The 20,935-nt window shown below is 30.6% G+C and carries 17 protein-coding genes and 1 pseudogene; 13 read left to right on the top strand and 5 right to left on the bottom strand.

The window, feature by feature from the left end:
• The first annotated feature begins 5 nt into the window (after positions 1-5).
• Positions 6-1,685, top strand: a complete 1,680-nt coding sequence (locus BP92_RS0108965; RefSeq protein WP_150111900.1) for a sodium:solute symporter family transporter — start codon at positions 6-8, stop codon at positions 1,683-1,685.
• Here BP92_RS0108965 and BP92_RS0108960 read toward each other — a convergent pair.
• A complete protein-coding gene (locus tag BP92_RS0108960; protein WP_026725755.1) occupies positions 1,682-2,914 on the bottom strand; it encodes a hypothetical protein in 1,233 nt (410 codons plus the stop codon). The two genes, BP92_RS0108965 and BP92_RS0108960, sit on opposite strands and share 4 nt — an antisense overlap.
• Positions 2,915-3,086: 172 nt before the next feature.
• Between BP92_RS0108960 and BP92_RS0108955 the strand changes: the two genes are divergently transcribed.
• The 4 genes and pseudogenes from BP92_RS0108955 to BP92_RS16045 form a co-directional block, all read left to right on the top strand.
• Entirely contained in the window at positions 3,087-4,487 is a 1,401-nt protein-coding gene (locus BP92_RS0108955) for a hypothetical protein (RefSeq protein ID WP_026725754.1), read from the top strand.
• Between the two features lie 35 nt (positions 4,488-4,522).
• The gene (locus BP92_RS0108950; protein ID WP_026725753.1) at positions 4,523-4,897 is read left to right on the top strand and encodes a hypothetical protein; all 375 of its coding nucleotides are present in this window, start codon (positions 4,523-4,525) and stop codon (positions 4,895-4,897) included.
• A 63-nt stretch (positions 4,898-4,960) separates the two neighbouring features.
• Positions 4,961-5,800 carry a hypothetical protein gene (locus tag BP92_RS0108945; protein ID WP_026725752.1) on the top strand — a complete coding sequence of 280 codons (840 nt, stop codon included), beginning with the start codon at positions 4,961-4,963 and terminating at the stop codon, positions 5,798-5,800.
• Between the two features lie 10 nt (positions 5,801-5,810).
• Positions 5,811-5,975 (top strand): annotated as a pseudogene (locus BP92_RS16045) (YbaB/EbfC family nucleoid-associated protein); the annotation flags it as partial.
• Here BP92_RS16045 and BP92_RS0108935 read toward each other — a convergent pair.
• Positions 5,968-6,741, bottom strand: coding sequence for a sulfite exporter TauE/SafE family protein (locus BP92_RS0108935; RefSeq protein WP_026725751.1), 774 nt, complete (start codon positions 6,739-6,741; stop codon positions 5,968-5,970). The pseudogene BP92_RS16045 and the gene BP92_RS0108935 sit on opposite strands and share 8 nt — an antisense overlap.
• A 93-nt stretch (positions 6,742-6,834) precedes the next feature.
• Positions 6,835-7,860, bottom strand: coding sequence for a threonine aldolase family protein (locus BP92_RS0108930; protein WP_026725750.1), 1,026 nt, complete (start codon positions 7,858-7,860; stop codon positions 6,835-6,837).
• A 175-nt stretch (positions 7,861-8,035) separates the two neighbouring features.
• Between BP92_RS0108930 and prfB the strand changes: the two genes are divergently transcribed.
• The 6 genes from prfB (at position 8,036) to BP92_RS0108900 (ending at position 15,928) form a co-directional block, all read left to right on the top strand.
• Positions 8,036-9,131 (top strand): peptide chain release factor 2 gene (gene prfB, locus BP92_RS0108925; RefSeq protein ID WP_150111899.1). Its coding sequence is split into 2 segments (ribosomal slippage): positions 8,036-8,098 and positions 8,100-9,131, totalling 1,095 coding nucleotides; the frame shifts between segments, so codons are not numbered across the junction.
• A gap of 126 nt (positions 9,132-9,257) precedes the next feature.
• On the top strand, positions 9,258-10,256 hold the full coding sequence (lpxD, locus tag BP92_RS0108920) for a UDP-3-O-(3-hydroxymyristoyl)glucosamine N-acyltransferase (RefSeq protein WP_026725748.1): 999 nt from the start codon (positions 9,258-9,260) through the stop codon (positions 10,254-10,256).
• Positions 10,257-10,349: 93 nt separating this feature from the next.
• Positions 10,350-11,978 carry an acyl-CoA carboxylase subunit beta gene (locus BP92_RS0108915; protein ID WP_026725747.1) on the top strand — a complete coding sequence of 543 codons (1,629 nt, stop codon included), beginning with the start codon at positions 10,350-10,352 and terminating at the stop codon, positions 11,976-11,978.
• Between the two features lie 70 nt (positions 11,979-12,048).
• Positions 12,049-13,716, top strand: a complete 1,668-nt coding sequence (locus BP92_RS0108910) for an RluA family pseudouridine synthase (RefSeq protein ID WP_026725746.1) — start codon at positions 12,049-12,051, stop codon at positions 13,714-13,716.
• A gap of 68 nt (positions 13,717-13,784) precedes the next feature.
• Complete coding sequence (locus tag BP92_RS0108905; protein WP_026725745.1) at positions 13,785-15,404, top strand: M1 family metallopeptidase; 1,620 nt, start codon at positions 13,785-13,787, stop codon at positions 15,402-15,404.
• A 101-nt stretch (positions 15,405-15,505) separates the two neighbouring features.
• Complete coding sequence (locus tag BP92_RS0108900) at positions 15,506-15,928, top strand: DoxX family protein (protein WP_026725744.1); 423 nt, start codon at positions 15,506-15,508, stop codon at positions 15,926-15,928.
• Between the two features lie 82 nt (positions 15,929-16,010).
• Here BP92_RS0108900 and BP92_RS0108895 read toward each other — a convergent pair whose 3' ends face one another.
• Both BP92_RS0108895 and BP92_RS16040 read right to left on the bottom strand, forming a co-directional pair.
• Complete coding sequence (locus tag BP92_RS0108895; protein WP_035693192.1) at positions 16,011-17,069, bottom strand: AMP-binding protein; 1,059 nt, start codon at positions 17,067-17,069, stop codon at positions 16,011-16,013.
• Complete coding sequence (locus BP92_RS16040) at positions 17,053-17,976, bottom strand: CPBP family intramembrane glutamic endopeptidase (RefSeq protein ID WP_035693190.1); 924 nt, start codon at positions 17,974-17,976, stop codon at positions 17,053-17,055. Before BP92_RS16040 ends, BP92_RS0108895 begins: the two co-directional genes overlap by 17 nt.
• A gap of 65 nt (positions 17,977-18,041) precedes the next feature.
• On the opposite strand from BP92_RS16040, the gene arsC reads away from it, so the two are divergent.
• Both arsC and BP92_RS0108880 read left to right on the top strand, forming a co-directional pair.
• Positions 18,042-18,383 (top strand): arsenate reductase (glutaredoxin), encoded by a 342-nt coding sequence (gene arsC, locus BP92_RS0108885; RefSeq protein ID WP_026725742.1) that lies wholly within the window; start codon positions 18,042-18,044, stop codon positions 18,381-18,383.
• Between the two features lie 75 nt (positions 18,384-18,458).
• Complete coding sequence (locus BP92_RS0108880) at positions 18,459-20,909, top strand: TonB-dependent receptor domain-containing protein (RefSeq protein WP_026725741.1); 2,451 nt, start codon at positions 18,459-18,461, stop codon at positions 20,907-20,909.
• Positions 20,910-20,935: the final 26 nt, after the last annotated feature.

Raw genomic sequence — 20,935 nt, 5'->3', positions numbered from 1 at the left:
TTAACTTGAAAAATTTCAAAAGTATACAAGAAAAATCAAAAAATTTATTTTTTTCAAAGAATGAACCTTGGTGGTTAATTGGTTTTTCGATGTTATTAGCTAGTGGTATTTTTATAGAACCATTATTAATTTGCACATCACTTATTAATGGCAAATTATCCGATATGTGGTTGTATTGGAGTGCAACTATTGGTTCTGCCTTTAGTATTTCTTTTTTTGCACATTTATGGAAAAATGTTCCCATTAACACCGAAAATGAATTCATTTTTTTTAGATTTTCGGGAATAGGTGCCAAATTTTTACATATTTTTAGAAGTATTTATTTGGGAGGATTTATTATACCATTCATTATTGCTTTTAATATTTTAGCATTCAGTAAAATAACTTGTCTAATTTTTCAAATTAAAATTAGCGAAGCAATAGTTTTGATTAGCGTTTTACTAATTATACTTTCTCTCTTTAATAGTTTTAAAAACAGAATAAGAATAGATTTTGTATTATTCATTGTTTTTATAGTTTCTTTTTTAATAGTCTTTATTACCATTTTTTTAAATGTTGATGGTTTAGATAATGTTGCAGTAATATTAAAAACTAAAGAGCAATTGCAAATTTTACCATCTATAAGCTCAACAACTATTAATGCATTCCTTATCTTTATACTAGTTCAATGGTGGTCAGCAACTATTTTAGATTATCCAGATATGAATGGACAAAAATTAATGGCTTCAAAATCAATCAAAGACATTTCAAAAAGCATATTTTTTCCTTCATTTTTAATGGTTTTTTTTAGAATTCTATTTTTTACACTCCCATTTATTGCCGTTTACTTTGGTTTTACCAATGGTTTTACCGATGGTGAATTAGCGTTCACCTCATTGTTTATTAATACATTGCCAAAATGGATGCTAATTTTTGTCATACTTCTTTTTTTTATCCCATTTTTGTCAATTGTTCAAAATACCCAAAATTGGGGAGGCTCGTTATTAATAGAAAATTTCTATAAAAAATACATAGATTTAAAAAGTGCAAACAATTTTTATATTGGAATTTTAGCAATGATTTTTATTATTGTTGTTTCTTGCGCTATTGCTTTATTTTCAGAATCATTAATTGAAATGTCTAAATTATTATTTTCAATGACGGCTGGCGTAGGTCCAGTATTTATTTTAAGATGGTATTGGTGGAGAATCAATGCTTGGTCACAGTTATCTGCAATGATTTCTGGTTTAATTTGTCCAAATATTTACGATTGGTTATTTTCAAACAACGTTTTTTTTAATCAATTTATTAAAACAGTTTCATACAAATATAATATTGATTATTACCCTATAAAACTTGTATTTCTAACTATAATAGTTTGTGCTATTTGGATTTCTGTAACCTTCTTAACTGCTCAAACCGATGAAAAAGTTTTAAAAACTTTTGTAGCAACTATAAAACCAGGAGGTTTTTGGAAAAAATATGAAAATAATGGTAAAGTTTTTTGTTCCCTTAGAATTTTAGGTTGGTTATTACAAACAATTAAAGGGTTTTTAATTTATTTTGTTTTTTGGAATTTTTTAATTGGAGAATATTTGAATTTTATTTTATTGTTATTTTTGGTAATTCTAATTTTTTCTATTTCTTATCATTTTATAAACAAAGCCAATCAAAATTATGATTTAACAATTAATAATAAAAACTAATAAATAAGTTTTATTACCCACAAAAGTCCTCTTTCTTTACAGAATTGATTTATATTTTTATTTAAAATTATTTTATTTTCGCCAACTGAAAATAGATAAGCAATCCCTAATTCTATAGCTAATTTTTCATTTTTTGTATTCTGAAAAAAGATGTTATTAATTCTGAATGGTTTATAAACTATTTTATTTTTTAAATAATTCATTCTATACAGCCAATATAATTGAATAGCATATAAAGCAATAGTATGAAGACCTGTTCTCTCAGTTTTAATCATAATTTCAATCAATTCATTTAGTGCTTTATGTTGAAATAATTCTTTTTTAAAATTAAAATATAATAATGTTTTAATTACCCTTGATACTATCCATGCTTTTTCATAAATATTAAAAGATTTACAATTCTCAAGAAGTTCATTAATATGATTCTCCCACGTATTTGCAATAATTCCATTATAAGAATCAAAAATTATCAAACATTCATAAAAACGTGATACCTCATGATAATGACATTTTTCTAACTCAATCTGATTTGTTATTGTAATAAATTGTTTAAAATAAAATTCCGAAAATTCATTCTGTTTATACAACTTTTGATTAATTAAAAATCCATAAGCAAATAATTTACGATATTCGTTATCAATATTTGGCAAATAATAATTTTCCAATGCTTTTGAAAAATAATTGTCCTTATTGTCTTCATCGACAAAACTCTCATAAAAAAGCAATTGACCATTTGCATTTTTACCTAAAATTTCAAGTAAATAATTTTTTTCTTTTATTTCTCTTATATGAAATCCTAATATTTCACCCGCAGAATAAATTAAAGTACTTTTTTCTTTTCCATTAAGTTTATTTAAAACTAATTCTAATGATTCACAACCTTCTTTATCAATTAAACACGCATTAAGTACTGAAATCGAAAATCCATCGGCAAATTCAGTAAGAAAATAATTAGTATCGAAAGGAATATTTGTTTGGTTTTCACAATATGCATCCCAATCTTTAAATTTTAAATAATTTGCTAATATATTAAGAGTTGATTTATATGGAGTTCTATAGGGCTTTATGACTCCGAAAAGTCTTCCAATTGTATATGACGAAATAAATAGCTTATCATTAGCCAACAAATCTGATAATCTTTTCGCTGCACCAATATTTTTTATTTTGAAACCCGACTGAATTTCAATTTGAGAACATATTGCATTTACATAAGGACTTGGTTGATTCATTTAAGCTATAATTAAGTATTACAAAAATAAGACTTAACAAACTTATACATTTAGCTCATACATACTTGCAATAACTTGCAATAATTTTGAAAAATGAAAAGGACTAGTTTTGAAAAATGAATTCTCATCACTAAAAAAGATCTAAAGAAGAAATTCAAAAAATTAGCACAAAATGGAAAAACTTTTTCAAAAGATTTGCAATAGTCTCGCTATTGTATCATTAGCCGTATTTAGTCAAACTGACGTAATCGCTCAAGAAACATTTACTATCAATCCTGAATTCTCCGAAAACTTTGTCAAATCTCAAGGTTTGAGATTTTTGCCTGTTTTTAGAGTCAATCAAAAAGAAATAGAAGTTTATAAATTAGAAAAAGCAGAAGTTCTCACGGCTGATTACGAAAATGTAAGTAAAGATATCGAACTTGTTAAATTTGGATATGAACAATATCTTTCAAAAAAAGAAGCTATTAAGACAATAATTACAGAATTGAACACATTTATCAATTCTTCTGATTCATACGACAAGAAAGAAAATCATTTAATTGTTGCTCAAAATTTAGCTACAAAACATGATATAATCATAGAAGTCAAAGATGAAAGATTATCTACGAGCTTCTTAAAAGACATCACAAATGACAATTCAACTAAAACTAGAAAGCTTTTGATTCATAAAAACGGCAAACGTACTAGTGAAAAAGATGCTATTGCATGCAAATTGTATCTCGAAAAAATCCCATACAACGAGCCCGTTGAACTGTATCGTGATTTCAATACATATTTGAAATTGACTGAACAATTATCTCGTATCCCTAAAACAGAAATTAGTGAAATCAAATCAAGCACATTAGAAAGAAAATCCGTTATGCTTATTGATTCTGTAGCAACTAACGTTCAAGATTTATCTGGAAATTTTATCGAACTAGGCACGAAATACATTTTGATATATGACAATTACAAGGACATATTCGTGAAATATCAATTAACAGATAAACTTAACGGCTTTTACAATAAGGGCGACGACAAACTATATTCGATAATACAAAATGTCGACACGAAAGACATGTATTATTTAATGAATGATAATTATTTGAGTAAATTAGTGGGTGCTCAAAAAACACAATGGTTAATTGAAACGGTTAATAAATTAGGCTATAAAGAATATAAGTCAGATGATAGATACGATGAAAATTTTTACATCAAATCAAAAACATCTGTAATTAAATTAGATGTTTTTACATATTCTGTACTTAAAGAAAATCATAATTTTATTGCCGAACTTGATGCAGACCAAGGAAAATTAGCTAATCTAGCAAAACAGTCAATACAGCATTCGAATAAATTAGACAGTTATTTAAGCACATATAATGTAAAAAAGAGTAGAATGTCATCGACTGAGTTATCTGCTTGGAGGACAGCTACAAAACAAGCAGATGTACTTAATATGCAAATGTATAAGATATCTGAAAAATATGCTGGAAATTATTCTATCACACCTATTGACAAGAGTTATCATTCAACAATAAGCAATTTTGCTGATAATTTACTAGCCTCTAAAGGCGTTTTAGGAATGTAAATAAAGCTAAATATTATAATCTTAAAAAAACTAAAATGATAACAGCAACATTTAGAGGTACAGGACAATTAAATGGTCCAATAAACATAAACAAGACAATAGAAATTGATGATGTAACTGCTAAAAACCTCGGCGGACAAAATCGCGATGACGTAAAAAGAGCAATTTTATCTGTTCATTTTCCGGGTGTAAAAATTAATCCTAGACAAATTGGAGTAGAAATAAAAAGAGGTCATAGTAAAAAAGAAGATTATAATGATTTAACTGGATTCTTAAAATCAAACTCGCCAAAAAAAACATTTAGCTTTACAAACATCTTAACTTGGATAATATTTTTTCCTATAAAATTAGCATGGTGGATTTTAAAAAGTATATGGCATAATAATCACATGGATGGTAAATGGCGTTAATAAATATTTTTTTTAAAATATTCACAATAATTTGTCTACAAACAAATTTGAAATTAAAACACTATGAATATAAATTTGCAACATTATCAAGAACAATACATTCAGTATGTCAAGAAACAAGAAATTGATGAGGAATTAAAAAAACAATTTATTGAAATATTAATTGAAAAAAAAACAGCAAAAAGGGCAGAAATGTGGAATTCTATGAGGATTCCACTAAATCTAATTAAATATCTACATAATTTAGCAAATCCATTTTACATTGGTTTTGGAAATCCTGAATCAGATATTTTATTTATAGGTAAAGAAAAAGCATTCAATATAATAAATAATCCTGAATCATTTTTAAACGAAAGCATAAATAATTTATTACATTGGGAAAAATCAAATGAAAAAGATGAATTCTCTTTTAATCCAAAAAATCCTTATATGTTTTATAAAACTAAATATAAGCACAAAATAAAAGGGGGAGAAACTTGGGGATTTTATAAAAATATGACCCAAAAAATTGTTTCAAAAAATGAAAACAACATCGAATTAAAAGATGATACTTTTTTCAATTATTGTTTTACTACTGAAATAAATCATATTCCTTCTAAAAAAACTTCAAATGAAAAGTTAATTAATCAAAGATTAGATTTCTTACAAAAGGAAGATTTTTTTAAGTCTTTTAAACATGTAATTATTGGAGCAAAAGGCTCAGTAAGCAAAGAAGAGATTAAACACATTTTTGGTAAATCGCCAATTGAAATTTCAATAATCTTAGGAAATAACAAAAGAACAACTTTTTCTATTGATGTTTTTGAATATGAAAACCAAAAAATTATTTTATGCAATCAATTAAGCGGTGCAACAGGTTGGACGAATGAAGTTTTGGAAAAATTAATTGAAACGATTAATTGAAAAAATCAAAACAATAAGTGATGATTTACTTCAAGACAAAGAAATGCTTGAAGATTACTTAGTTAATGTTTTAAACAAAGCGATTGAAAAAGCAACAAATGTTCATGAAACGGAATTAGCTGCTGTTGCCAAAGAAGGCATGCCAAACATCCCTGGAATGGATATGTTTAAATAATTCCCATTCCTAAAGCTATTGCAACTAAAAGCAATAAAACAGCGACAAAAACTTGGAGAAATTTTAGGGTAACTTTCTTTAAAAGTTGGTTACCCAAATACGCTCCAGTAATCGCACAAAGTGTTGCCGAAATCAACAATACTTTATTTTCATATAAGGTATAAGTTGTGATTTTCGAAGCATAAACACTCAATCGCGTAAAGTCGATAAACATCGAAACTACAATTCCTGTAGCAATGAAACTTTCTTTAGATAAACCAGCTTTAATCAAAAATGCACTTCGCAAAGCCCCTTGATGTCCGGAAAGTCCACCAAAAAACCCGCTTAAAATTCCGCCTAAAGGCAATTTATCTTTCCCGAATTCTAATTTACTCAAAAACGGAACCAAATCTAATAATGCAAAAATTACTAGTAAAATTGCAATGATGAATTTAACTGGAAAAACTTCTAATTGTTTTCCAAAAAGAGAATAACTGAATAATGGTTGTAAATCAGAAATTTGCAATAACAACCACGAACCTAACATCGCAGCAAAAATCGCTGGAATCCCGAATTTCAGCAAAACTTCTTTGTTAGCATGCTTTCCAACCAAGAAAAACTTAAATAAATTATTAGCAAAATGCACTAATCCGCATAAACCTATTGCAATATCAACAGGAAAGAACAACATAAAAACCGGAGTTAATAAAGTTCCCAATCCAAAACCTGAGAAAAAGGTTAGAATAGCTGTTAAAAAAGCAACGATGGATATGATTACGATTTCCATATAATTTTTGTTTCAGGTTTCAAGTTTGAAGTTTCAGTTTTCAAATTAGATTTTCTTAATTTCTATTATTTTTCAAATCTGTGTTACAAAAAATTAAAAAGTCAATTTCGAAAACACTTCCATCACATACTCATGCATTACTTCTTTGTAATCTAAATGCGTTACAATACGAAGTTTTCCATGTCCCATAGAACTAATGGCAATTCCTTTTTGTTTTAACTTTTCCATGAAAAGCTTTTCATCAACTGATGGTTGTAATCCAAAAATCAAAATATTGGTTTCCACTGGTTCTACATTGGCAACCCAAGGCATTTTTTCTAACAAATTGCCTAATTCTTTAGCTCTTCTGTGGTCAATTTCTAAACGACTAATGTTATTCTGTAAAGCAAATAATCCAGCGGCAGCCAAATAGCCTGATTGTCGCATGTTGCCACCAAAAATCTTTCTAATTCGTAAGGCACGATGCATATCTGCTTTACTTCCTAGCAAAACCGAACCAACAGGCGCACCCAATCCTTTAGATAAACAAACCGAAATCGTGTCAAACAATTCACCAAAATGCTTTGGATGTTGTTTTTTTGCTACCAAAGCATTCCACAAACGCGCACCATCTAAATGATATTTCAAATTATGGTCGATGCAAACTTGCTTAATTTCTTGTAAAGGTTGTAAATCATAACAAGCGCCACCACCTTTATTGGTTGTGTTTTCAATACTCACTAACGAAGTTAAAGGTGCATGATAAAACTCTGGGTCGTTGATTCCGTTTTTAACCAAATCAGCTGTAATCATCCCGCGATTTCCATCTACCAAACAACATGAAACTCCGCTATTAAATGATGCGCCACCACCTTCATAATGATAAATGTGCGAGTATTTATCACAAATTACCTGTTCGCCAGGCTGAGTATGCAACTTAATCGCTGTCTGATTTGCCATAGTTCCCGAAGGAAAAAACAAAGCGGCTTCCATCCCAAACAAATCGGCCAAAGTTTCTTCTAACTCATTGACTGTTGGGTCTTGTTTATATACATCATCACCTACTTTTGCATTAAACATAGCGTTTAACATCTCAACTGAAGGCTTCGTTACCGTATCACTAACTAAATTTATTTCCATATATCAATCAGATACCTTATTTTTGATAAAAATTTTTAGGAGCTAATTCCCGCTATCCGTTGCAATCTTTTTTTAAATTTTGTCATACTGAGCTTGTCGAAGTAAAATTTAAAAAAAGGATTTCCACTACTATCGGGGCTATGGCATCCCATTTCAAAACAAAACTACAATATTTATGATAAATACAGAACAAGTCAGAGATATTATTGATCGCCTTGGTGCGTTAAGGAGGTATCTTTGACATCGATGCCAAAACGATTGAAATAACTAATGAAGAAGAAAAAACCTTCGCTCCCGACTTTTGGAACAACGCCAAAGAAGCCGAAATCATTATCCGAAACCTACGTTCAAAAAAGAAATGGGTTGAAGATTACAATAAAGGAATTGAATATTCTGAAGAACTTCAGATTATGATGGATTTCTTTAAAGAAGGCGATGTTTCCGAAGAGGAAGTTGAAGAACACTATCAAAAAACCTTACATCACATTGAAGATTTAGAGTTCCGCAATATGCTTTCCGATGAAGGAGATAGTATGAGTGCTGTTTTGCAAATTACAGCAGGAGCTGGTGGAACTGAAAGTTGTGATTGGGCTTCCATGTTAATGCGAATGTACTTAATGTGGGGCGAAAAGCAAGGATACAAAATCAAAGAATTAAACTTTCAAGAAGGCGATGTTGCTGGAATTAAAACGGTAACCTTAGAAATTGAAGGCGAATTTGCTTTTGGTTATTTAAAAGGTGAAAACGGTGTTCATCGTTTGGTTCGAATTTCTCCTTTTGATAGTAATGCAAAACGCCATACGTCTTTTGCTTCGGTTTATGTGTATCCTTTGGTAGATGATTCAATTGAAGTAGAAATCAATCCAGCTGATATTGAAATTATAACTTCTCGTTCGAGTGGTGCTGGTGGACAAAACGTAAACAAAGTAGAAACTAAAGTACAATTATTCCATAAGCCTACAGGAATTCAAATTCAGTGTTCCGAAACGCGTTCGCAACAAGATAACCGCCAACGTGCGATGCAAATGTTGAAATCGCAGTTATACGAAATCGAGTTAAACAAACGCTTAGCACAAAGAGCCGATATTGAAGCAGGCAAAATGAAAATCGAATGGGGATCGCAAATTCGAAATTATGTAATGCATCCTTATAAATTAGTCAAAGACGTTCGTTCTGGATATGAATCAAGTGACGTTGAAGGCATTATGAACGGTGATATCGATAATTTCTTAAAAGCCTATTTAATGATGATGGGACAAAAAGAAGAATAATTCAGATAAATCAAATCTTATAAATCCGAATTTCAACAATTGAAATTCAGATTTTTTTATGCTTTATTAAAAAAAAACTAAAATCTTTTTATATATTCGGCGAAACTAAACCCACCAAACCAACTAATGAAACAAATTTCAATCGAAGAAATCAATGAAGTTCTAAAAGGAACAATTGTTGGTTCCATAACAACAAAAATTACAGCTCCAGAACAATTAGAAGTCGCTAATGAATCTGAAATTTCATTCATTGGAAATAAAAAATATGAGAAATTATGGGTAACTTCTAAAGCAGGTGTTGCTGTTGTAAATGAAGATATTTCGATAGAACCAGGAGAAAATAGAGCCTTTATAAAAGTAAAAAATGCGGATTTAGCTATGTCACAAGTTTTAGCACTTTTTGCTCCTCCTCCACCTGTTTTCAAAACCAATATTCATCCAACAGCAACAATTGACGAAACAGCTCAAATTGACAATAATGTAAAAGTTGGCGCCAATTGCTATGTCGGTCCAAATGTAACTATAGGAGAAAACACTATTTTGTATTCCAATGTAACCGTTTTAGATGAATGTACTATTGGTAAAAATACTACAATTTGGTCTGGCGCTGTAGTGAGAGAACGTTGTCATATTGGAAATGACTGTATTATTCATCCTAATGCAACTATCGGTGCTGATGGATTTGGTTTTCGTCCTGATCCTGAAAAAGGGTTGGTCAAAATCCCACAAATTGGCAATGTAATCATTGGAAATAATGTTGAAATTGGTGCCAATTCTTGTGTTGATAGAGGAAAATTCAGTTCAACAGTTATTGGAAATGGTTGCAAAATTGATAATTTAGTTCAAATCGGACACAATTGTAAATTAGGAATGTTCTGTATAATGGCTGGAAATAGTGGTTTGGTTGGCTCGGTAACTCTTGGAAATGGCGTAATTATAGGTGGAAGTGCATCGATTAAAGATCACGTTACTATTGGAGATGGCGCAATGATTGGTGCTGGTTCAGGTGTAGCGGCCGATGTTGAAGCTGGAAAAACAGTTTTAGGATATCCTGCAATTGATGTTAAAGACGCACTAAGACAATGGGCAATTTTAAAAAGAATGGTAAACGACTCCAAAAAATAAACATTCGTTAAAAATTAAGACTAAATCCATCTAAAAAATATATTTTTCGGATGGATTTTGTATTTTAGCCAATCAATAAAACAACAAACCCAAATGGACATTAATTTCAATAAAAACGAAGATCATAACAAACTTTTACTTTCCGATTTAAAAAACCGATTTGCCCAAGTTAAATTAGGTGGCGGACCAAAACGTATCGAAAAATTACATGCTGAAGGAAAAATGACAGCACGTGAACGCATTGATTATCTTTTAGATGAAAAAGCAAAAAGCATTGAAATTGGTGCTTTTGTTGGAGATGGTATGTACAAAGAACACGGCGGTTGTCCATCTGGAGGAGTTGTTGTAAAAATCGGATTTATTTCGGGGAAACAATGTATTGTGGTGGCTAATGATGCTACTGTAAAAGCAGGTGCTTGGTTTCCAATTACAGGAAAAAAGAACCTTCGTGCACAAGAAATTGCAATGGAAAATCGCTTACCAATTATCTATTTAGTGGATTCTGCTGGTGTTTATTTACCAATGCAGGATGAAATTTTTCCAGACAAAGAACATTTCGGTCGCATTTTTAGAAATAATGCTATCATGAGTAGTATGGGAATTACTCAAATTGCCGCCGTTATGGGAAGTTGCGTTGCTGGTGGTGCCTATCTACCAATTATGAGTGATGAAGCCATGATTGTAGATAAAACTGGAAGTATTTTCTTAGCTGGAAGTTACTTAGTGAAAGCAGCCATCGGAGAAACAATTGATAACGAAACACTTGGAGGCGCAACAACACATTGCGAAATTTCGGGTGTTACGGATTATAAAGCTAAAGATGATAAAGATGCTTTAGACAGAATTAAAAGTATCGTAGGTAAAATTGGTGATTTCGATAAAGCAGGATATAATCGTGTGAAAGCAGAAAAACCAGCTTTAGAACCAAAAGATATTTACGGAATTTTACCAAAATCAAGAGCTGATCAATACGATATGTATGAAATCATCAAACGTTTGGTTGATAATTCAGAATTTGACGAATATAAAGGTGACTACGGAAAAACCTTAATCACAGCTTACGCTCGCATCGATGGTTGGGCAGTTGGAATTGTAGCAAACCAACGAAAAATTGTAAAAAATGCTAAGGGAGAAATGCAATTTGGTGGAGCAATTTATTCCGATTCTGCGGATAAAGCAACACGTTTTATTGCCAATTGTAACCAAAAGAAAATTCCATTAGTATTTGTGCAAGACGTTACTGGATTTATGGTAGGTTCCAAATCAGAACACGGCGGAATTATCAAAGACGGTGCAAAAATGGTGAATGCGATGGCAAATTCTGTTGTACCAAAATTTACTGTGATTGTTGGAAACTCATACGGAGCTGGAAACTATGCGATGTGTGGAAAAGCATATGATCCAAGATTAATCTTCGCTTGGCCAAGTGCTGAATTAGCGGTTATGGGAGGAACGCAAGCTGCAAAAGTATTAGCACAAATTGAAGCTTCTTCTTTAAAAGCCAAAGGTGAAGTAATTGATGAAGTTAAAGAAAAAGAATTATTTGATAAAATAAAAGCACGTTACGACGAACAAGTTTCACCATACTACGCTGCTTCTCGCTTGTGGACAGACGCTATCATTGATCCATTAGAAACCAGAAATTGGATTTCTATGGGAATTGAAGCAGCCAACCACGCTCCTATTGAAAAACAGTTTAATTTAGGAGTGATTCAAGTATAATAAACAAAATGTAATAACTTAATAACCACGAGTACACGAATGTTTATATTTGTGCGTTCGTGGCTTTTTTATGAAAAAAACAATCTTTCAACCCTTCAAAACTAACATTTCAGGTATTTCTTTACCTGAAAAATTTACATTTCCTTTTTATTACGAACCTCATGAATTAAGCAGAATTGCAACAACTGAATTGCAATCATATTTGGAAACGCAAACCGATTTTGAACACAATTTCGGATTACAAGAAAATCAAGAAGGTTTAGTAATTGGTAAAATGTTTGGTGTTTTGGTTTGTCAAAATCAAGAAGGTGAATTAGGTTATTTATGGGCTTTTTCTGGGAAATTGGCTGGTGTAAATCACCTTCCCTATTTTGTACCGACGATTTTTGATATGTTGCACGAAGATGGTTTTTTCAGAAAAGAAGAAGAAGTTTTGAATGCAATCAATCGTCAAATTGAAATTTTAGAAAATTCAGACGAACTTTATAAAAAGAAAAATCAATTAGACGATACGAAAATTGAAGCTTTAACCGATATTCAAAATCAGAAAGATAAAATCAAAAGATTAAAGTTGGAACGTGATGAAAAAAGAAATTCATTCACTGATTTATCTTCATCTGAAATTGAACAATTAGAACAAGAACTTTCGGAAGAAAGCAAAAAAGAAAGCATTTTGCTCAAAAAAATGAACAAATATTGGAATTTTCAAATAGAAAATGCTCAGAAAGAAGTCAATTTACTTTTAGAAGAAATCAATCAATTGAAAGAAGAACGCCGAATGAAATCGGGAGCTTTACAACAAAAACTATTCGCTGAATATTCGTTTTTAAATCAATTTGATGAACGAAAAAGCATTGGAGAAATCTTTAATAATAATCCGCCAGCTGGTGCTGGTGAATGTGCTGCTCCCAAGTTATTGCATTACGCTTTCGAACATCAATTGAAACCGATAGCTATGGCTGAATTTTGGTGGGGACAATCACCAAAATCAGAAATTAGAAAACATAAACAATTTTATCCGGCTTGTAAAAGTAAGTGCGAACCTATTTTGTTATCACACATGTTACAAGGTTTGGAAATGGAAGCAAATCCGTTTCAAGAAAATCCGGCGGAAGGAAAAAACATAGAAATTGTTTATGAAGATGACATTTTAGCTGTAGTTAATAAACCCGCAGAATTTCTATCTGTTCCTGGGAAAATTATTTCCGATTCGGTTTATCAAAGAGTCAAAGAATTATATCCAAACGCCACTGGACCATTAATTGTGCATCGTTTAGACATGTCGACATCAGGTTTAATGTTAATTGCTAAAGATGAAGAAACCTATGTAAAATTACAAAGTCAATTTATCAAACGAACAATTAAAAAGCGATATGTTGCTTTACTAGATGGAATTTTAGAAGCAAATGATGGTATTATCGATTTACCACTTCGAGTAGATTTAGATGATAGACCAAGACAATTGGTTTGCTACGAACACGGAAAGCCAGCGCAAACTAAATGGGAAAAGATTGAAGTTAAGAATAACCAAACTTTAGTGTACTTCTATCCTATTACGGGTAGAACACATCAATTACGAGTGCATGCTTCACACGAATTAGGTTTAAAAACTCCGATTGTAGGTGATGATTTGTATGGCTCAAAAGCTAATCGTTTGCATTTACATGCTGAAAGTTTAACTTTTATTCATCCTATTTCAAAAGAAGAACTCACTATAACTACCGCTGCAGAATTTTAAAATTCAGTTCTTTTTGTAACATTTTTTCCAATTCAAACTCTTATATTTAGATTTTGAAAACAATCCTTATGAAAAACAGTTTTTTAGTTATCCTAACGATATTAGGAATTCAACAAATTAATGCTCAATTTACACGTCGTGATTCACTTCAAGGTGGTTTACGTATCGAGAGAACTTCTTATGATGTAAAGCGCTATGATTTAAACATTACGGTAAATCCAGAACAAAAAAGCATCAAAGGCTTCAATGAAATCACTTTTGAAGTACTTGTTCCTACTCAAAAAATTCAATTGGATTTATTTGACAATATGAAAGTGGATTCGATTGTTTGGAATACTAAAAAATTAAAATACAATCGCGACAATGATGCTGTTTTTATAGATTTTCCTGAAAAATTAGCTTCAAAATCAAATCATAAATTAAAATTTTATTATTCAGGAAATCCTAGAATTGCCAGAAATGCCCCTTGGGATGGTGGTTTTGTTTTTTCAAAAGACAAAGCTGGAAAAGATTTCATTGCTGTTGCAGTACAAGGAACTGGAGCTAGTTTGTGGTATCCAGTGAAAGATTCTCAAACAGACGAACCAGACAATGGTGCTTCAATTAAAGTTGCCGTTCCGAATGGTTTAATGAATGTTTCAAACGGACGCTTTTTAGGTTCTCAAGACTTAAAAAATGGTTACACTCGATGGGATTGGGAAGTTAAAAACCCAATTAACAATTACACAATAACGGTGAATATTGCTGATTATGTTCACATCCAAGATAAAATGCCCGATTTGGATTTAGATTATTATGTCTTGAGAGAAAACGAAGCGAAAGCTCGTGAGCATTTTATGGAAGTAAAACCGATGATGGAATGTTTTCAGTCAAAATTTGGTCGTTATCCTTTTTGGGAAGATGGTTATAAATTAGTAGAAACACCTTACTTAGGAATGGAACATCAAAGTGCTGTTGCTTATGGGAACAAGTACAAAAAAGGTTACATGGGATTTGATTTATCTGGAACTGGTGTGGGTATGTTTTTCGATTATATTACCATTCACGAAACAGGTCATGAATGGTTTGGAAATAGCATTACAAGTACTGATATTGCAGACATGTGGATTCATGAAGGCTTTACCACTTATTCTGAAACGGTATTTATTGAATGTATTAAAGGATATGATGATGCCATGAAATACATTAACGGTCAAGCTAAAAATGTTAGAAATGATAGACCAATTATTGGTCAGTATGGAGTTAACAATGAAGGTTCAGGAGATATGTATTACAAAGGCTCGTTATTATTAAATACCTTAAGACACGTTATTGCCGATGATGAAAAATGGTGGAAAATGTTATACAATTATTCGGAAACTTTCAAAAAGAAAATTATTACTTCAGACACTGTAATTGATTACTTTAACAAGGCTTCAGGTACAGATTTAACACCAATATTTAGACAATACTTATACACCAACCAAGTTCCTGTTTTTATTTATAAAATCAAAGGTGATTATCTATATTATTCATGGGATAATGTAAATGAAGACTTCAATATGCCTATTGATATTGGTTTTGAAGGGAAAAAAATTAGATTATTTCCAACAGCAAAAGAACAGAAAATCAAACTAAAAAAACTCAGCAAAAAGAGTTTTCAAATTTATGACAATCAGTTTTATGTTAAAATTAAAGAAGACAATTAGTCTTCTTTTTTTATTAATTTATGTTTTAATTAACGCATCAAAAAAACATAATATGTTAATTTTTAGTAAATTAGCCTAGTGTAATTTTAATCCGTTTCTTTATGGCTAGAATTAGAGAATTAAACAAATGGGCTAATGCAAACACATGTATTCCGATAGATATTCTTAGAGTTTCATTAGGTGTTTTTTTACTTTTAAAAGGTGTTTCTTTTATTGTAGACAAAAAATATTTACATGAAATTTTAAATTCAGTAGGAAGTTTCGGTAGCGAAATGTTACTAATTCATTATGTTGCAATGGCGCACATGGCAGGTGGAGTAATGATTATCATTGGCTTCTTGACTCGTTGGTCAATTTGGGTTCAGTTACCTATACTTTTAGGTGCTTTCGCAATAAACTTTATTGGTGTATTTAATCCGTCAGATTTTGTTCAATCATTAATAGCTTTTGCTACAAGTGTATTTTTCATCTTCTTTGGCAGTGGAAAACATTCTGCAGATTATTATTTAAAAATGGAAGAATAACTACCTTAAGGTTGTATAAAAATTTTAATATAGTACTTACATCATAACTTCATAATCCATTCATTTAAGTGTTATATTAGGCTTAATTTATACAACCTTTATTTTTCAATGTTTGATTTCGATTCACTTTTTTTGTTTCTGTTTCTACAAATTGAGTAACAAATAAGATTTCTCTTGGTCTTTCAAATTTTTCTAAAGAATTAAAAATAGACGAATCAATGTCTCTTTTTTCACCTTCAAGAACTAGGACTACTTTTGAACCTAAAACAGCGTCAGGTTGACTAGTAATAAAAAATCTATTTTGAATTTTTGAAGCTAACTTTGTCTCTATTTGTTCAGGAAATAATTTAATTCCTCCACTATTAATAACATTATCATAACGACCAAGCCATTTGAATTGTCTCTCATTTAAAATTTCAACAATGTCGTTAGTTATTACTTTTTCTTCTGAAATACTTGGTGCATCAATTACTAAACAATTTCTCTCATCTATTGAAATGGAAACATGTTCTAAAACATTAAAATACGCCTCACCTATTTTTTTTGCTGCAATATGAGTAATCGTTTCGGTCATTCCGTAAGTTTCATAAATAGCTGATTTAATTTCTTTTAGCTTAGTTGCTAAATCATCTGAAACTTTTGCACCACCAATTATTATCTTTTTAAATTGATGTAATTTATCTAAACTATTTTCAGCTTGAAGAGGAACAATAGCAACAAAGTCATAATTCTTATGAGGCAATAAATCATCTAAGTGCGAACTCGGAGCCATAATATCTAACTCTAAACCAAGCATCATAGCACGAACAATCATCATTTTTCCTGCAATATATCTAGCAGGTAAACACAGTAACGCTTTGTCTTGAGGATGTAAATTGAAAAAATTTCCTGTTGCAATAGCAGAATGAACCATTGATTGCTTCTTGATTGTAATAACTTTAGGTGCTCCTGTGGTTCCTGAAGTAGTCAACTGAATTGTTTCTTTATCATCCAACCAATCCAATAAAAAAACACCTAAATCATTTTCATAATCTTTACCTTCTTTTATTAAAGTATAGGCTAATTGATAAAGAGCTTCTTTATCAAAATGAAAATTATTAATTTTAAATCTATTGTGTATACTTCTATAATTTGGAATCATCGAAATCAATTTCTTTGTTATTTTCTATTAATTTTCCTGTCAATTTTTCTTTCCAATTGTTCCAACCATAAACTTTGGAAAAAATTAAAAGTAAGATTGGAAATATTACAAAAACTGGAGTTAAAACATCGAAGCCAGCTGATGGTTCTGACAAATCTTTTAAAATAGAATTGGTTTGAAATGCCGTCCAATCTGCTGTTAGTAATAAAGCTCCAACCAAATTATTAGCCGCGTGAAATCCTAAAGCTAATTCAAGACCTTCGTCCATTAAAGTCATAATCCCTAAGAAAAAACCAGTTCCAATATAATATAACATAATGATATAACCTATTTTTTCAACTTCAGGATTAGCAATGTGCATTAAACCAAACAACACAGATGTAATAATTAAAGGAATTAATCTGCTATTTGTTGCTAAACCAATTCCTTGCATCATATGACCTCTAAAAAGATACTCTTCAAAACTAGTTTGCATTGGAACTAAAACAACGGCTAACACAAGAAAAATAAAAAATTTCTCAGGATTAAAATTCCAAACAAAATTCTCAGGTTGGGTAAAATAAAGCGCTAAAATCATTAAAGTAGTAACGCTTCCCCATAGGAAGAAAGAGAAAAAAACGCGTTTCCAATCGATTTTTTTACGTGAAGTTGTCAAACTAGTTATTGATTGTCCTTGAACGAATTTGACCCAAAATAAAACAATCAATAATCCAAATGCCAAAGGTCCTACAAGTGCTACAAAAGTTAAATTTACACCTATCATTTTGATAGTCTGTTGAATAACCTCATTAGTATCTACACCTTCAGACATAAGAAAATTGAAAAGCATCAATAAAATAAAACCCAAAGGAATTGGCAAATAAGAAAATAAGTTAACTTTTTTAAATTTTAATTGTTCGATATACATAACTTTTAAACGAATTAAGTTTGCTACTAAAGTACTATTTTTTATTTCTTTGTGAAAAAGAAAACATGATAACTATTTACCATAATCCAAGATGTACTAAATCGAGAGAAGGTTTGTGCGAAATCGAAAACTTAAATCAACCTTTTGAAATTAGAAAATACCTTGATGAACCTTTTACAGAAAAAGAACTAAAAGAAGTAATCAAAAAACTGAATATCAAACCTATAGAACTTGTTAGAACCAAAGAAAGTATTTGGATTGAAAACTATAAAGGGAAAGATTTAAGTGATACTCAAATCATTGAAGCTATGCTCCAAAATCCAAAATTAATTGAACGTCCAATCATTGTTAATGGTAATAAAGCAGTTATTGCAAGACCAAAAGAAAAGATTAACGAAATCCTCTAGTAGTTTTAACAAAGATTTAGGAAACTAAGGCTAAACCAAAAGTTACTTTTGCAGTCTTATTTGAAAAAATATATTATGAACAAGAAAATTCTTACTGTTGCCTTAACATTATTCTTAAGTCTAACTGCTTTTGCACAGCGTCCTGAAGGAAAAAAAATTACTGTTTCTGGTAAGGTCATTGAAAAAGGAACTAATCTTCCTCTAGAATACGCTACAATTGTATTCGAAAATAGTACAACTAAACAACTTTCTGGTGGTATTACCGATGAAAATGGTGTTTTTAAATTTGAAGTAATTGCAGGGAATTACAATGTTAGAGCTGAATTTATTTCGTTTAAAACGGTAACAATTCCACAAAAAGTATTTAATGCTGACTCCAACTTAGGCACAATTCAAATGGAAGCCGATGTAGCACAATTAAATGAAATTGAAGTTGTTGCCGAAAAATCTACAGTTGAAATTAAACTTGATAAAAGGGTTTACAACGTAGGGAAAGATATGATGGTAAAAGGTGGAACTGTAAGCGATGTATTAGACAATGTACCATCTGTAACTGTTGATGCTGAAGGAACTGTAGCTTTAAGAGGTAATGAAAATGTAAAAATATTAATTGACGGAAAACCTTCTGGTTTAGCTGGAATAAATATTGCAGATGCCTTAAAACTTTTACCAGCCGATGCTGTTGAAAAAGTAGAAGTTATTACTAATCCATCAGCACGTTATGATGCAGAAGGCGGTGGCGGTATCATTAATATTGTTTTAAGAAAAGGAAAAGCAAATGGTGTTAATGGTTCTGTAATGGTAAATGCAGGTGATCCTGAAACTTATGGAACCAGCATTAATTTAAATAAGAAAAGTGATGATTATAATTTATTTTCTAACATAGGATATAATTATAGAAATAATCCAGGAAATTCTTTAGTTGACGCCGAATACTTTAATGCAGATGGTTCAACGAGTCGTTTTATTAAAGAAAGAAGAACAAATGAAAGATTAAGTGAAGGTTACAATGCTAACTTTGGTATTGATTTAAATTTATCAAAATCATTAACTTGGACCAATGCGTTAACATTTAGAGAAAATAACGGAAAAAATCCAGATAATGTTTTCTTTTACAATTTTGATGCTTCAAATAATCCAACCTTTGTAAGAAATCGTTTAAACGATCAAAAAAGTGATGAATTCAGTATCGAATACTCTTCAAACTTTACTAAAAAATTCAAGAAAGACGACCATAAATTAACAGTTGATTTTGCTACATCTCAAAACAGAGAAAATGAATTTGCAACTATTTATGATCAAATTTTAGATGATCCTGCTTCTTTAACAACTCAAGGAACATCAAATAAAAACAAACAACAAAGAAATTTGATTCAAACCGACTATGTTTTACCAATTGGTAAAAACGGCCGTTTTGAAGCAGGTTATAGAGGAAGTTTTCAAAAGAACTTAACTGATTTTGTGGTTACTCCTGTTTCCGACTTTTCTAACACATTAGAATATGTAGAAAATGTAAATGCACTTTATACTCAATACGGTTCTAAAATTAATAAATTCTCTTACTTCTTTGGTTTGCGCTTTGAAGACAGCCACATTGAAGTAAATTCATTATCATTAAACGATTACAACACTAAAAAATACAACAACTTATTCCCATCAGCTACTTTTAATTACGAATTTTCTGAATCGAGTTCAGTTAGTTTAAGTTACAGTAAAAGAATTAACCGTCCTAGAGGACGTTTCTTAAATCCTGTTTCATCTTTATCAAGTAACATTAATATCTTCCAAGGTAACCCAGATATTAATCCATCCTACACAGATGCTATTGACTTAGGTTACCTTAAAAAATGGAAAAAGTTAACATTTAATACTTCAGCTTATATCAATATCACAAATGATGCTTTTCAATTCATTAGAAAAGAATCAGGATTATTCGTTGAAGGAGTTCCTGTAATTTTAAGTACGCCTATTAACTTATCAAAAGAATACAGAACTGGTTTTGAATTTAATTTAAACTATACACCTTACAAATGGTGGAGACTAAATGGTAACTTTAATGCTTTTAGAAATGAAACTCAAGGTGACTATTCTTATGTAGATTATTTAGGAAATACTATTAATCAAAATTTTGATAATGTAGCTTTAACTTGGTTTGCAAGAATTTCATCAAAAATTACACTTCCTTACAAAATCGATTGGCAAACAAATGCTACTTACAATGCTCCACAATCAAACGCTCAAGGAAAATCACTAGGTGTTGCTTCAATGAATTTAGCGTTTAGTAAGGATGTTTTAAAAGACAAAGCAAGTATTTCATTAAATGTGAGCGATGTTTTCAATTCAAGAAAAAGAATTATGGAAACTAATATTCCAAACGTGGTAAACTCTTACAGCGAAATGCAATGGAGAGTAAGACAAGTTATGGTAACTTTTACATACCGTTTTAACAAACAGAAAAACGAAAAAGAAAGACAACCTAGAAGAGAAGATAATGGTGGTGAAGGAGATTTTATGGGAAGACCATAATTTCCAAAACCATTACAAATAAAAAA

Source organism: Flavobacterium sasangense DSM 21067 (assembly GCF_000686885.1).
GTDB classification, from domain to species: Bacteria; Bacteroidota; Bacteroidia; order Flavobacteriales; family Flavobacteriaceae; genus Flavobacterium; species Flavobacterium sasangense.
This window is presented reverse-complemented; position numbering and strand designations above follow the sequence as displayed.

Excerpts from the sequence above, each read along its gene's own strand:
- BP92_RS0108960 (WP_026725755.1), bottom strand. The coding sequence starts at position 2,914 with ATGAATCAACCAAGTCCTTATGTAAATGCAATATGTTCTCAAATTGAA.
- BP92_RS0108955 (WP_026725754.1), top strand. The coding sequence starts at position 3,087 with ATGGAAAAACTTTTTCAAAAGATTTGCAATAGTCTCGCTATTGTATCA.
- BP92_RS0108950 (WP_026725753.1), top strand. The coding sequence starts at position 4,523 with ATGATAACAGCAACATTTAGAGGTACAGGACAATTAAATGGTCCAATA.
- BP92_RS0108945 (WP_026725752.1), top strand. The coding sequence starts at position 4,961 with ATGAATATAAATTTGCAACATTATCAAGAACAATACATTCAGTATGTC.
- BP92_RS0108935 (WP_026725751.1), bottom strand. The coding sequence starts at position 6,741 with ATGGAAATCGTAATCATATCCATCGTTGCTTTTTTAACAGCTATTCTA.
- BP92_RS0108930 (WP_026725750.1), bottom strand. The coding sequence starts at position 7,860 with ATGGAAATAAATTTAGTTAGTGATACGGTAACGAAGCCTTCAGTTGAG.
- lpxD (WP_026725748.1), top strand. The coding sequence starts at position 9,258 with ATGAAACAAATTTCAATCGAAGAAATCAATGAAGTTCTAAAAGGAACA.
- BP92_RS0108915 (WP_026725747.1), top strand. The coding sequence starts at position 10,350 with ATGGACATTAATTTCAATAAAAACGAAGATCATAACAAACTTTTACTT.
- BP92_RS0108910 (WP_026725746.1), top strand. The coding sequence starts at position 12,049 with ATGAAAAAAACAATCTTTCAACCCTTCAAAACTAACATTTCAGGTATT.
- BP92_RS0108905 (WP_026725745.1), top strand. The coding sequence starts at position 13,785 with ATGAAAAACAGTTTTTTAGTTATCCTAACGATATTAGGAATTCAACAA.
- BP92_RS0108900 (WP_026725744.1), top strand. The coding sequence starts at position 15,506 with ATGGCTAGAATTAGAGAATTAAACAAATGGGCTAATGCAAACACATGT.
- BP92_RS0108895 (WP_035693192.1), bottom strand. The coding sequence starts at position 17,069 with ATGATTCCAAATTATAGAAGTATACACAATAGATTTAAAATTAATAAT.
- BP92_RS16040 (WP_035693190.1), bottom strand. The coding sequence starts at position 17,976 with ATGTATATCGAACAATTAAAATTTAAAAAAGTTAACTTATTTTCTTAT.
- arsC (WP_026725742.1), top strand. The coding sequence starts at position 18,042 with ATGATAACTATTTACCATAATCCAAGATGTACTAAATCGAGAGAAGGT.
- BP92_RS0108880 (WP_026725741.1), top strand. The coding sequence starts at position 18,459 with ATGAACAAGAAAATTCTTACTGTTGCCTTAACATTATTCTTAAGTCTA.